Here is a 13,361-nt window from a genome sequence, read left to right as displayed (position 1 = left end):
CGCCGCGACCCCGGCAAGCGGCAGGTCAGGGTGCCGGTGCTGCCGAGCGCCGACGCGCCGGACACCGTGGTGCGGGCGACCCTGCGCCCCGCCGAGCACACCCTCGCCGAGGGCCGCTGGGACTGCTACGTCGCGCCGCGCGGCTCGAACAAGCGAGTGCGGCTGGGCGCACGGCTGGTGGAACAGGCCGCGCTGGTCGGTCGGCGGCCGTGGGCGGACCAGCGGGGGGTCGGGGCGTGGATCCCGTATCCCACTGTCGACGGGTTCCTCGCACTGCGGACGTGGCTGCGGCCGGCGCACGCGGAGATCGACGCGGTGGAGGTGGGGGAGGGGACGGTGACCGTGACCGGGACGGTTCTGGGGGCCGCCGAGTCCGTGACCGGCGTGGTCTCGGAGGGTGCCGTGGTGCGGGTGGTGTCGCGGGGCGACAGCGCGTACGACTTCGGTGTGCCCGTGTGGGCTGTGGGGGAGCGGGGGTTCCGGTTCACCGTTCCGTACGGCGAGCTCCTGGGGCGGCGGAGTGTCGAGCACGATCTGTGGGATCTGCGGCTGGGGACGTGCCGGTGGGGCGGATCGGGGGTGATGTGGTGGAACGGCGGAAGACCGATCTGGTGCCTGGGCAGGTGTTCGAGCATGGTGAGCGGGGGTGGACGCGGGTGCGGCCGTATTTCACCGTGAACAACGAGCTGGCGCTCAGCGCGAAGGATGTGGACGGGGGCGCCCGGTAGCTCGGGGTGCGGGAGCGATGGCGGGTGCGGGTGGGTGGGGGCTGGTCGCGTTTGGTTCCCCGCGCCCCTTGAGGGGCCTACGGCCACTCAGGGCGAAAGCAGGGGCGCAGCCTGCCAGGGGCGCGGGAACCGCGCGAGAAGCCCCACCGGACCCGTACCCGACCGCGTACCGCCCCCACCACGCACCCCCCGGCTCAAGACTTCCGGTGGCCGATCAGCCGCGGCTTCTGGTTCAGGCCGTCCAACCCGTGCCACGCCAGGTTCACCAGATGCGCCGCCACCTCCGCCTTCTTCGGCCGGCGGACATCCAGCCACCACTGGCCGGTCAGGGCGACCATCCCGACCAGCGCCTGCGCGTACAGCGGCGCGAGCTTCGGGTCGAAGCCCCGGCTCTTGAACTCGCGGCCGAGAATGTCCTCCACCTGCGTGGCGATGTCGGAGATCAGCGACGCGAAGGAACCCGTCGACTGCGGGATGGGCGAGTCACGGACCAGGATGCGGAAGCCGTCCGTGTACTCCTCGATGAAGTCCAGGAGCGCGAACGCGGCCTGTTCGAGGAGTTCACGCGGGTGCCCGGCCGTCAGCGAACTGGTCACCATGTCCATCAGCCGACTCATCTCGCGGTCCACCACCACCGCGTACAGCCCTTCCTTGCCGCCGAAGTGCTCGTACACCACCGGCTTGGACACCCCGGCCTTCGCCGCGATCTCCTCCACCGACGTGGCCTCGAAGCCCTTGGCGGCGAACAGCGCGCGCCCGACCTCCAGCAACTGCGCACGGCGCTCGGCGCCCGTCATCCGGGTGCGGCGAACACGCCGCGGCTTGTCATTGCTCGGGGTGCTGCTGGAGTCGGTCGCCACGGCGTCAATCATGCCGCCTCGGCGGGTGCCTTCCGCTGCCGGGAGCCGTCCTCGCCCGTCTTGCGCCTGGAATCGATACGCGAGCGTGACGGCCAGCGGACGTCGTACGCCCAGCCGCACACCTCGAACCACCGGATCAGCCGAGCCGAGGAGTCCAGCTGGCCGCGCTCCACCCCGTGCCGGGCGGAGGTGGGATCGGCGTGGTGGAGGTTGTGCCAGGACTCGCCGCAGGAGAGAACCGCCAGCCACCAGACGTTGCCCGAGCGGTCGCGGGACTTGAAGGGGCGCTTGCCGACCGCGTGGCAGATCGAGTTGATCGACCAGGTCACGTGGTGCAGCAGCGCCACCCGGACGAGCGAGCCCCAGAAGAACGCGGTGAACGCGCCCCACCAGGACATCGTCACCAGACCGCCGATCAGCGGCGGAAGGGCGAGGGAGAGCATCGTCCAGTAGATGAAGTGGCGGGAGATCGCGCGGAGCGCCGGGTCCTTGACCAGGTCCGGGGCGTACTTCTCCTGCGAGGTCTGCTCCTCGTCGAACATCCAGCCGATGTGCGCCCACCACAGGCCCTTCATCAGCGCGGGGAGCGTCTCGCCGTAGCGCCACGGCGAATGGGGGTCGCCCTCGGCGTCGGAGAACTTGTGGTGTTTGCGGTGGTCGGCCACCCAGCGCACCAGCGGGCCCTCGACGGCCATCGAACCGGCGATCGCCAGCGCGATCGTCAGCGGGCGCTTGGCCTTGAACGAGCCGTGGGTGAAGTGCCGGTGGAAGCCGATCGTGATGCCGTGGCAGCCCAGGTAGTAGAAGAACACCAGCAGGCCGAGATCCAGCCAGCTCACGCCCCAGCCCCAGGCCAGCGGCACGGCCGCGAGGAGCGCGAGGAAGGGGACGGTGATGAAGAGGAGCAGCGTGATCTGCTCGATCGAACGCTTCTGCTCGCCGCCCAGCGTGGCCGACGGCGCGGGGGAGTCGGTCGGTGCGGAGCCTGGAGAACCTGGCGCATTCGGCGCGTCTTCGATCACATCGGGCCTTGAGCTCATGGGCGTCCCCTGGGGGGTCGAGGGTGGAGAGAGGGGGAGGTGCCTGCGGCACAGCATGCGAGGGGCACCTGTCGGCTTTCCCTACGGTTCCGTAACCTACGGCATCGTAAGTATGGCAGTGCGGTGCCGGTCGGCAAGGGTCCGCCCGGCTGCGCGTCCAGGTGTAACCAGCGGGCCCGATGGACAGGTGGCACTGAGTGCCGCAAAAGTGGCACCTGTCGCCGAGGGCGCCCAGGTGGACGCCTATCCTGGACTCGTTCGGACAGCGCGGTCCGCTCTGAATCCTGTCCCGCGGCCAGGCCCCACCACGACGGCCGGGCCGCCGGGCCCCCACCCGGGTTCCCCTCAGCCGAGCTTCAACACTGCAAGGAGCCGCACCTGTGAGCAGTGCCGACGACCAGACCACCACGGTCAGCAGCGAGCTGCGCGCCGACATCCGGCGCCTGGGTGACCTACTGGGCGAGACCCTCGTACGCCAGGAGGGCCCCGAACTCCTGGACCTGGTCGAGCGCGTCCGCCGCCTGACCCGCGAGGACGGTGAGGCCGCCGCCGAACTGCTGCGCGGCACGGAGCTGGAGACCGCGGCCAAGCTGGTCCGCGCCTTCTCCACCTACTTCCACCTCGCCAACGTCACCGAACAGGTACACCGGGGCCGCGAGCTGAGGGCACGGCGTGCCGCCGAAGGCGGTCTCCTCGCCCGTACGGCCGATCGCCTGAAGGACGCAGACCCCGAACACCTGCGCGAGACGGTCGGGAACCTCAACGTCCGCCCGTCTTCACCGCCCACCCCACCGAGGCCGCCCGCCGCTCCGTCCTCAACAAGCTCCGCCGCATCGCCGCGCTGCTGGAGACCCCCGTCATCGAGTCCGACCGCCGGCGCTACGACATCCGGCTGGCCGAGAACATCGACCTGGTGTGGCAGACGGACGAACTCCGGGTCGTCCGCCCCGAGCCCGCCGACGAGGCCCGCAACGCCATCTACTACCTGGACGAACTGCACGCGAACGCCGTCGGCGACGTCCTGGAGGACCTCACCGCCGAACTGGAACGCGTCGGCGTCACCCTCCCGACGCCACCCGCCCCCTCACCTTCGGCACCTGGATCGGCGGCGACCGCGACGGCAACCCCAACGTCACCCCCCAGGTGACCTGGGACGTCCTCATCCTCCAGCACGAACACGGCATCAACGACGCCCTCGAACTCATCGACGAACTGCGCGGCTTCCTCTCCAACTCCATCCGCTACACGGGTGCCACGGAGGAACTCCTCGTCTCCCTCCAGGCCGACCTGGAGGCACTGCCCGAGATCAGCCCCCGCTACAAGCGCCTCAACGCCGAGGAGCCCTACCGGCTCAAGGCCACCTGCATCCGGCAGAAGCTGGAGAACACCAAGGAACGCCTCGCCAAGGGCATCCCGCACGAGGACGGCCGCGACTACCTCGGCACCGCCGAACTCCTGCGCGACCTCACCCTCATCCAGACCTCCCTGCGCGAACACCGCGGCGGCCTCTTCGCCGACGGCCGGATGAACCGCACCATCCGCACCCTGGCCGCCTTCGGCCTCCAGCTCGCCACCATGGACGTCCGCGAACACGCCGACGCCCACCACCACGCCCTCGGCCAGCTCTTCGACCGCCTCGGCGAGGAGTCCTGGCGCTACGAGGACATGCCCCGCGAGTACCGCCACAAGCTCCTCGCCCGTGAGCTCCGGTCGAGGAGGCCGCTGGCCCCCACACCCGCGCCGCTGGACGCCGCCGGCGCCAGGACCCTCGGCGTGTTCGAGACCGTGAAGAAGGCGCTCACCGTCTTCGGCCCCGAGGTCATCGAGTCGTACATCATCTCCATGTGCCAGGGCGCCGACGACGTCTTCGCCGCCACCGTCCTCGCCCGCGAGGCCGGACTCATCGACCTCCACGCCGGCTGGGCCAAGATCGGCATCGTCCCGCTGCTGGAGACGACGGACGAGCTGAAGGCCGCCGACACCATCCTCGAAGAGATGCTCGCCGACCCGTCCTACCGGCGGCTCGTCGCCCTGCGCGGAGACGTCCAGGAAGTCATGCTCGGCTACTCCGACTCGTCGAAGTTCGGCGGCATCACCACCTCGCAGTGGGAGATCCACCGGGCACAGCGTCGCCTGCGCGACGTCGCCCACCGCTACGGCGTACGACTCCGCCTCTTCCACGGCCGCGGCGGCACGGTCGGCCGCGGCGGCGGCCCCTCCCACGACGCGATCCTCGCGCAGCCCTGGGGCACGCTGGAGGGCGAGATCAAGGTGACCGAGCAGGGCGAGGTCATCTCCGACAAGTACCTCGTCCCCTCCCTGGCCAGGGAGAACCTGGAACTGACGGTCGCCGCCACACTCCAGGCCTCCGCCCTGCACACCGCCCCCCGCCAGTCGGTGGAGTCCCTCGCCCGCTGGGACGCGGCCATGGACCTCGTGTCGGACGCCGCGCACGCCGCGTACCGCAAGCTCGTCGAGGACCCCGACCTGCCGACGTACTTCCTCGCCTCGACACCGGTGGACCAGCTCGCCGACCTGCACCTCGGCTCACGACCCTCCCGCCGCCCCGGCTCGGGCGTCTCCCTCGACGGACTGCGGGCCATCCCCTGGGTCTTCGGCTGGACCCAGTCACGGCAGATCGTGCCCGGCTGGTTCGGCGTCGGCTCCGGCCTGAAGGCACTGCGCGAAGCGGGCCTGGACACCGTGCTCGACGAGATGCACGAGCAGTGGCACTTCTTCCGCAACTTCCTCTCCAACGTCGAGATGACGCTGGCCAAGACGGACCTGCGAATCGCCCAGCACTACGTCGACACCCTCGTCCCCGACGAGCTCAAGCACGTCTTCGACACGATCCGGGCCGAACACGAGCTGACCGTGCGCGAGGTACTGCGCATCACCGGCGAGGACAAGCTGCTGGACGCCAACCCCGTGCTGCAGCAGACCTTCTCCATCCGGGACGCCTATCTCGACCCGATCTCGTATCTCCAGGTCGCCCTGCTCAAGCGTCAGCGGGACGCTGCCGCTTCGGGGGAGGCCGCGGACCCCTTGCTGGCGCGGGCGTTGCTGCTCACGGTGAACGGGGTCGCGGCGGGGCTGCGCAACACGGGGTGACTTCGGGGGGCGTTCGCGGCTGACCGGTTCGGTGGGGGCTGGTCGCGCAGTTCCCGCGCCCCTTGAGGGCCTACGCCCTCTCGGGCCGAAAAGCACGGGCGCAGCCCCTGCTTTCAGGGGCGCGGGAACTGCGCGAGAAGCCCCCACCTGCCGTCAGCCGACAACCCCTCACAGCGCAACCCACGCCGCCGTGATCAGCGCGACACCCAACCCGCCCAGCACCCACGCCGAGCGCACCATCCGCAGGCCGCCGGCCACCACCACCGCCGCCAGCAGCAGCGCCCCGCCCAGCGGCACCCAGGCGTGCAGCAGGCCCGCCGGGCCCGTCCGTACGACATCGCTGCTGCCCGGCTTCACGACCACGGTGTACGTCCGACCCGTCTCCACCGCCACGGACCGCTCGATGTCGACCCGATCGCGGGCCTGCGAGCCCGTGGAGACCGGCTGGTAGGGCCCCCAGCAGGTCTCGTCCCGGCACTCGGACACGGTCAGCGTGCCCTGCTCGCGCCCCTTGCTCAGCATCACGTGCTGGGCGCAGCCCCAGGACCCCCACACCCCGGCGATCAGAATCACCACCGCGGTCACACTCATGGCCACCAGCCGCCCGTACCGCAGCGCGGCGGACGCGCCAGCGCCGCTCGGGCGCGCACGGTGCCGCGAACGGTGAGCGGGGGCTTTCCTGTCGGGCATGGCCGGGATCATTGGCCATGGCACAGCGGTCGGTCAACTCCCGCAGGCCAGCACGCGATGACGGGCGAAACGGGATATATGCGGACCAGGTCAGGAGTTGTACGTCCCCTGTGCCCGCTCCAACCCCTCGATCACCAGACACTCCACCGCGTCCGCCGCCCGGTCCACGAAATAGTCCAACTCCTTGCGCTCCGTGGTGGAGAAGTCCTTCAGCACGAAGTCCGCGACCTGCATCCGACCCGGCGGACGACCGATCCCGAACCGCACCCGGTGGTAGTCCGACCCCATCGCCTTCGTCATCGACTTCAGCCCGTTGTGACCGTTGTCACCACCGCCGAACTTCAGCCGCAGCGTGCCGTAGTCGATGTCCAACTCGTCATGGATCGCGACGATGTTCCCCACCGGCACCTTGTAGAAGTCCCGCAACGCGGTCACCGGCCCACCCGACAGGTTCATGTACGACATCGGCTTCGCCAGGATCACCCGACGGTTCCCCGGCCCCGGCGGCCCGATCCGCCCCTCCACGACCTGCGCCTGCGCCTTCCCGGCCCGCTTGAACCTCCCCCCGACCCGCTCGGCCAGCAGATCGGCCACCATGAACCCCACGTTGTGCCGGTTCGCCGCGTACTCGGGCCCGGGATTGCCCAGCCCGGCGATCAGCCAGGGGGCACTCGGATCGGTCGTCACGTCCATCTCTCCTTGATACGCGCCAGCCGCCGCCCCCCGAAGGGAAGCAGCGGCTGACGAGCCGATGACGGAGCCGGGGCTCAGGCCTCCGCGGCCGCGTCGCCCTCGGCGGCCTCCTCCGAGGGCTCCTCCGCCTGCGCGGCCAGAACCTGGAGAACGACCGTGTCACCGTCGACACCCAGCTTGGTACCCGACGGCAGCGGGATGTCCTTGGCCAGCACGGAGTCACCAGCCGCCAGACCCTCGACGGACACCGTCACCGACTCGGGGATGTGCGTGGCCTCGGCCTCGACCGGCAGCGCGTTCAGGACGTGCTCCAGCAGGTTGCCACCCGGGGCCAGCTCACCCTCGGTGTGCACGAAGATCTCGACGTTGACCTTCTCGCCACGCTGAACCAGCTGCAGGTCCACGTGCTCCAGGAAACCCTTGATCGGGTCACGCTGCACGGACTTCGGGATCGCCAGCTCGCTGGTCTTGCCGTCGATGTCCAGGGAGATCAGGACGTTCGGCGTACGCAGCGCGAGCAGCAGGTCGTGACCCGGCAGGGTCAGGTGCAGCGGGTCGGAACCGTGACCGTAGAGAACGCCGGGAACCTTGGCGTCACGGCGGATACGGCGGGCGGCACCCTTGCCGAACTCGGTACGCGTCGACGCGGTGAGCTTCACCTCGGACATGATCACTCCTCGTAGAACTGGATGCGATGGGGGTCCCCCCGCTCGAGCGAAGTCGAGAGTGGGGGAGGTCACCCGGCCACGAACGGCCTGCTACGAAGAGCGCGTCGATAACGGACAGCCGCACCACCGTCCTGAGACGGAAACGCGTACGGCCTCCCTCGCCGAGCAACTTCCGCAGTCTACTCGGAGAGGAAGGCCGTACCCAAAACGATCTACGACGTGATCTACGACGTCTCTACTGCTCGTCGAACAGGCTCGTCACCGAACCGTCCTCGAACACCTCACGCACCGCGCTCGCGATCGTCGGCGCGATCGACAGCACCGTGATCTTGTCCAGCTCCAACTCGCTCGGCGTCGGCAGCGAGTTGGTGAACACGAACTCACTCACCTTCGAGTTCTTCAACCGATCGGCCGCCGGACCCGACAGCACACCGTGCGTCGCCGTCACGATGACGTCCTCCGCACCGTGCGCGAACAACGCCTCCGCCGCCGCGCAGATGGTGCCACCGGTGTCGATCATGTCGTCCACCAGGACACACACGCGACCCTTGACCTCACCCACGACCTCATGGACGGTCACCTGGTTCGCCACGTCCTTGTCACGCCGCTTGTGCACGATGGCCAGCGGCGCACCCAGACGGTCGCACCACCGGTCCGCCACCCGCACCCGACCCGCGTCCGGCGAGACCACCGTCAGCTTGTCCCGGTCCACCTTCGCGCCCACATAGTCCGCGAGCAGCGGCAACGCGAACAGATGATCGACGGGCCCGTCGAAGAAACCCTGGATCTGGTCCGTGTGCAGATCCACGGCCAGAATCCGGTCCGCACCCGCCGTCTTCATCAGATCCGCGATCAGACGCGCCGAGATCGGTTCACGACCACGGTGCTTCTTGTCCTGCCGCGCGTAACCGTAGAACGGCACGATGACGGTGATCGAACGGGCCGAGGCACGCTTCAGCGCGTCGATCATGATCAACTGCTCCATGACCCACTTGTTGATCGGAGCCGTGTGGCTCTGGATCAGGAAGCAGTCCGCACCTCGCGCCGACTCCTCGTAGCGGACATAGATCTCACCGTTCGCGAAGTCGAAGGCCTTCGTCGGGACGACCCCGACACCCAGCTGCTGGGCGATCTCCTCGGCAAGCTCGGGGTGGGCGCGGCCGGAGAAGAACATCATCTTCTTCTCGCCGGTCGTCTTGATCCCGGTCACAGCACTGTCTCCTCAGAGGTTCTCAGCCAGGCGCGCGCAAGCCGCTCGCCAGCTGGGGTGCGGGTGTGCATGTATCACGGTACGACGTCCTTGGCGCACCTGTTTCCAGTCAGCTTTCGCTCTCGCCCTCCCGGGACGCAGCCTCGGCAGCCTTCGCCGACACGCTCCCCGGCCGCTTGCGCGCCACCCAACCCTCGATATTCCGCTGCTGGCCACGGGCCACGGCCAACGAACCGGGCGGCACATCCTTCGTGATCACGGACCCGGCGGCGGTGTACGCACCGTCCCCGACCGTGACAGGCGCCACAAACATGTTGTCCGAACCCGTCTTGCAGTGCGAGCCCACAGTCGTGTGGTGCTTGTTCTCACCGTCGTAGTTCACGAACACGCTCGCCGCGCCGATGTTCGAGTACTCACCGATGGTCGCGTCACCGACGTACGAGAGATGCGGAACCTTCGTCCCCTCACCGATGGTCGCGTTCTTGGTCTCGACATACGTGCCGATCTTCGACTTCAGCCCGAGGCGGGTACCGGGCCGCAAGTACGCGTACGGCCCCACGCTCGCCTGCGGGCCGACCTCGGCACCGTCCGCCACCGTGTTGTCCACGCGCGCACCCGCCCCCACCGTGGTGTCCTTCAGCCGGCTGTTCGGGCCCACCTCCGCACCCTCGGCGACGTGCGTGGCCCCCAGGAGCTGGGTGCCCGGGTGGACGACCGAGTCCTGCTCGAACGTCACCGTCACGTCGACCCAGGTGGTGGCGGGATCGATCACGGTCACCCCGGCGAGCATGGCCTCCGTGAGCAGCCGGTCGTTCAGGATGCGACGCGCCTCCGAGAGCTGCACGCGGTTGTTGATCCCCGCGATCTCCCGGTGGTCACCCGCGACGGAGGCACCGACCCGGTGCCCGGCCTCACGCAGGATGCCGAGGACGTCGGTCAGGTACTCCTCGCCCTGGCTGTTGTCCGTCCTGACCTTCCCGAGGGCGTCCGCGAGCAGCTGGCCGTCGAACGCGAACACCCCGGAGTTGATCTCACGGATCGCGCGCTGCGACTCGGTGGCGTCCTTGTGCTCCACGATGGCCGTCACGGCACCGGAGGCGCCGTCCCGCACGATGCGGCCGTAACCGGTGGCGTCCGGGACCTCGGCGGTCAGCACGGTCACCGCGTTGCCGTCGGCGGAGTGGGTGGCGGCCAGGGCCCGGAGGGTGGCGCCGGTGAGCAGCGGGGTGTCACCGCAGACGACGACCACGGTGCCGTCGACGACGCCGCCCAGCTCCTCCAGGCCCATCCGTACGGCGTGACCCGTGCCGTTCTGCTCCGCCTGGACGGCCGTGCGTACGCCGGGGTCGGCCTCGGTGAGGTGCGCGGTGACCTTCTCGCGGGCGTGCCCCACGACGACGACCAGGTTCTCGGGGTCCAGCTCGCGCGCGGCGGCGAGGACGTGGCCCACCAGGGAGCGGCCGCAGATGCTGTGCAGAACCTTGGGTGTGGCCGACTTCATACGGGTGCCCTCACCCGCTGCGAGTACGACGACGGCTGCCGGGCGGGTTGCGCTCACGGGGATGCCCTTCGGCTGTGAATGTGTGGGGTGTGGACATCCGCAGGATACCGGGGCATTGCGAGGGGGAAATGTGAGCGGGTCCTGACCGTGGTGCTTGGGTCAGGACCCGAACTGAGGTCGCGTGTGCGGTGAGCTCCCCCGCAAGGATTCGAACCTTGTCCTGCTAGATCCAAAATCTAGTGTGCTGCCAGTTACACCACGGGGGACAGCGCCTCAGACCTTACCGGAGACGCTCCTGCGCCTGCGCCACGATTCCCTGCCACCAGCCTTCGATGCGGTTGTACAGATGGGCGCTTCTGGCCACCGTGACGACCAGGCAGCCGTGGTAGTCCTCACCGGTGTTCTTGCGGACGGTCTTCGGGTTGTGCCTCTTGAGCGTCGGCCTTGCGAAGACCGACGTGTCGACCTGCACCAGCTCGGCCCAGTACCGGTGCGCGGCCTCGACGTCCGCAGACTCGTGGATGAGCACTCGGTAGCGCGGCCGCTCGCGATCGACGTCCAGGAGGTCCAGCCACGCGAGGTAGGTTTCGATGACGCCTGGGTCGCTGTTGACGAACGTGACGCGCTCGCGGCGGTCGTAGGACTTGCTCTTCGCGCCCTCGGCCCAGTACAGGGCGACGCCGACCATGAAGAGCTCGCGAGCCGACAGGGTCTGGACATCTTGATGCGCCGCGTGCTTGCTCTCCGAGCGCGCCTCGTTCTCAGCGGCACGGAGGCGGGCCAGCCCCTCGTGCATGAGTGCCTGTCGCTCTTCAGGCGTGTAGCGAGGCTGGGGCTTCGGCAGGTCTCGCACCCAGAGCGAGATCGAACTTCGCGAGCAGCCGAGCTCCAGTTGGATCTGGTCGTACGTCCAGCCCTGGAGCCGCAGCTCTCTCGCCTTCGCCTTGAGGTCGTCCTTGGCGTTGGGGCGCTTGGTCCACTCCGGTGGGGGTTCGCCCTTGACGAGTCGGTTCAGCAGGTCGTTGTTGAAGATCTTCAGCTTGTCGCGGATCTGCCGGAGGCTGTGGCCCTCGCGGCGCAGGGCCACGGCCTGGTCGCGGAGGGTCTCGAAGTCGGCGTACTTGCTGTGGGGATGTGCCATGGGCATACCGTCCGGGTGGAATCAGGGGTTCCGGGATCGAACGGCGGGCGATTCAGCAGTTCGAGGGAAAGTGGGTGGTTTCGCTTCTGTTCGAAGGTGGGGCGTGGTGTGGGCCACTACGGGAAACTCGCCGGAAAAGCGGGGGCGCTCGAACGTAGGCTTGGGTGTATGACCACGACGGGGGAAGACCACACCGCGGCCGGGACGGGGGACGGGGCCGGACCGTGGTGGTGGGACCGGCGGCGGAGCGCGGTCCTCGACGGCGGGCTGGCGCTGGTGTCGGCGGTCGAGTGTTCGATCCAGGGTGTCGAGTTCGCCCGTAACGCCGCCCTGCCGGAGGCCGTCGGCGTGCTGTTCGGCGCGCTGGCCGGCTCCGTGCTGCTGGTGCGGCGGCTGTGGCCCGTCGCCGTCGTGCTGGTCTTCATCGCCGTGGCGCCCGCCCAGATGGGCTATCTGATGGGGCTCGTCGGGCTGTACACGCTGGCGGCGTCGGAGGCGCCGAGGCGGATCATCGGGGCGTTGTCGGGGATGGCGTTCGCGGGTGTGTTCATCGTGTGGTTCGTCGAGGCGACGCGGAGCAATCTGCAGGGGGACGGGGCGGTCGGCGGCGGGGACGCGTTCGCCGTGTTCCTCGCGTCGACGATGGCGATCGGGCTGACCGCGCCGCCGGTGCTGCTGGGGCTGTACGTCGGGGCGCGGCGGCGGTTGATGGAGAGTCTGCGGGAGCGGGCGGATTCGCTGGAGCGGGAGTTGCAGCTGCTCGCGGAGCGCGCGGAGGAGCGGGCCGAGTGGGCTCGGGGGGAGGAGCGGACCCGGATCGCGCGGGAGATGCATGACGTCGTGGCGCACCGGGTGTCGTTGATGGTCGTGCACGCGGCCGCTCTCCAGGCCGTCGCGCGGAAGGATCCGGAGAAGGCCGTGCGGAACGCGGCGCTGGTGGGGGACATGGGGCGGCAGGCCTTGACCGAGTTGCGGGAGATGCTCGGGGTGTTGCGGTCGGGGAGGGTTCTCGTCGATGGCGCGGGTGCGGCCGGGGTCGGCGTCCGCGTCCGGGGCGGTGCCCGCGCCGGTGCCTCTGGCGGCGGTGGGGGCGGCGGCCGCGGCGGCGGCGGGCCGAGAATGAGGCGGCGGAGGGGCCCAGTCTGGCGGAGCTGGAGGTGTTGGTGGGGCAGTCGGCGGCCGCGGGGATGGTCGTCGAGTTGTCGGTGGAGGGGAGGTGCGGGTGTATGCGGCGGAGGTCGAGCAGACGGCGTACCGGGTGGTGCAGGAGGCGTTGACGAACGTCCACAAGCATGCGGCGGGGGCGAAGACGCGGGTGCGGCTGGCGCATCGGGCGGCGGAGATCGCGATGCAGGTGGAGAACGGGCCGCCGCCGGAGCCAGGGGGCGGCGGGGGCGGCGCGGTTGCCCAGTGGGGGAACGGGTTGCTGGGGATGAAGGAGCGGGTGGCCGAGCTGGGGGTGTGTTCGTGTCCGGGCCCACGGATGCCGGGGGTTTCGGGTGTCCGCGGTGATTCCGGCGGCGTAGGGGTGGGGAGCTGAGTGCCGGGGTTGTGGGCACCCGGGGTGCTCAGGGTGCCCGGCGGCTGTGGTGGGGCGGGGGCGGGTTCCGCTGCTCGGCGGTTACGAGGTGCCGCTGCGCCCACCCTCCCCACTCTCGGCTTCGCTCGAGCGGGAGGCGCCCCATCGCCCCAGCGGCACGATTGCCCGCAGCGAGGTGC

At 69.7% G+C, this 13,361-nt stretch carries 9 protein-coding genes, 1 tRNA gene and 2 pseudogenes; 3 read left to right on the top strand and 9 right to left on the bottom strand.

Annotated features, from left to right (window positions below):
* The first annotated feature begins 36 nt into the window (after positions 1–36).
* Positions 37–678: a hypothetical protein gene (locus E4N62_RS49785; RefSeq protein WP_374117143.1), complete on the top strand. Its 642-nt coding sequence runs from the start codon at positions 37–39 to the stop codon at positions 676–678.
* A 244-nt stretch (positions 679–922) separates the two neighbouring features.
* Here the strand turns inward: E4N62_RS49785 and E4N62_RS35640 are convergent, their stop codons facing one another.
* A complete protein-coding gene (locus tag E4N62_RS35640; RefSeq protein ID WP_230221165.1) occupies positions 923–1,600 on the bottom strand; it encodes a TetR/AcrR family transcriptional regulator in 678 nt (225 codons plus the stop codon).
* Positions 1,597–2,628, bottom strand: a complete 1,032-nt coding sequence (locus E4N62_RS35635; protein WP_230221163.1) for a fatty acid desaturase — start codon at positions 2,626–2,628, stop codon at positions 1,597–1,599. The genes E4N62_RS35640 and E4N62_RS35635 overlap by 4 nt, the downstream gene beginning before the upstream one ends.
* Before the next feature lie 380 nt (positions 2,629–3,008).
* On the opposite strand from E4N62_RS35635, the pseudogene ppc reads away from it, so the two are divergent.
* Positions 3,009–5,739: pseudogene (ppc, locus tag E4N62_RS35630) on the top strand (phosphoenolpyruvate carboxylase).
* A gap of 168 nt (positions 5,740–5,907) precedes the next feature.
* On the opposite strand, the gene E4N62_RS35625 reads toward ppc, so the two are convergent.
* From E4N62_RS35625 to E4N62_RS35595, 7 genes are all read right to left on the bottom strand, one after another.
* Entirely contained in the window at positions 5,908–6,441 is a 534-nt protein-coding gene (locus E4N62_RS35625) for a hypothetical protein (protein WP_230221161.1), read from the bottom strand.
* 78 nt (positions 6,442–6,519) lie between these two features.
* Positions 6,520–7,122 carry an aminoacyl-tRNA hydrolase gene (gene pth / locus E4N62_RS35620; RefSeq protein WP_230221158.1) on the bottom strand — a complete coding sequence of 201 codons (603 nt, stop codon included), beginning with the start codon at positions 7,120–7,122 and terminating at the stop codon, positions 6,520–6,522.
* A 74-nt stretch (positions 7,123–7,196) separates the two neighbouring features.
* Positions 7,197–7,790, bottom strand: a complete 594-nt coding sequence (locus E4N62_RS35615) for a 50S ribosomal protein L25/general stress protein Ctc (protein ID WP_230221156.1) — start codon at positions 7,788–7,790, stop codon at positions 7,197–7,199.
* A gap of 235 nt (positions 7,791–8,025) precedes the next feature.
* Positions 8,026–9,000: a ribose-phosphate diphosphokinase gene (locus E4N62_RS35610; RefSeq protein WP_230221154.1), complete on the bottom strand. Its 975-nt coding sequence runs from the start codon at positions 8,998–9,000 to the stop codon at positions 8,026–8,028.
* A gap of 109 nt (positions 9,001–9,109) precedes the next feature.
* A complete protein-coding gene (gene glmU, locus E4N62_RS35605) occupies positions 9,110–10,558 on the bottom strand; it encodes a bifunctional UDP-N-acetylglucosamine diphosphorylase/glucosamine-1-phosphate N-acetyltransferase GlmU (protein ID WP_230221152.1) in 1,449 nt (482 codons plus the stop codon).
* Positions 10,559–10,694: 136 nt separating this feature from the next.
* A tRNA-Gln gene (locus E4N62_RS35600) sits at positions 10,695–10,767 on the bottom strand.
* Between the two features lie 14 nt (positions 10,768–10,781).
* Positions 10,782–11,642: a hypothetical protein gene (locus tag E4N62_RS35595; protein WP_230221150.1), complete on the bottom strand. Its 861-nt coding sequence runs from the start codon at positions 11,640–11,642 to the stop codon at positions 10,782–10,784.
* Between the two features lie 168 nt (positions 11,643–11,810).
* On the opposite strand from E4N62_RS35595, the pseudogene E4N62_RS35590 reads away from it, so the two are divergent.
* Positions 11,811–13,168: pseudogene (locus E4N62_RS35590) on the top strand (sensor histidine kinase).
* The last annotated feature ends 193 nt before the right edge of the window (positions 13,169–13,361 follow it).

Origin of the sequence: Streptomyces sp. MNU76 (genome assembly GCF_020982545.1) — a bacterium.
Taxonomy (GTDB): Bacteria; Actinomycetota; Actinomycetes; order Streptomycetales; family Streptomycetaceae; genus Streptomyces.
The sequence above is the reverse complement of the archived record's forward strand: the minus strand, read 5'-3'. Positions and strand labels throughout refer to the sequence as shown.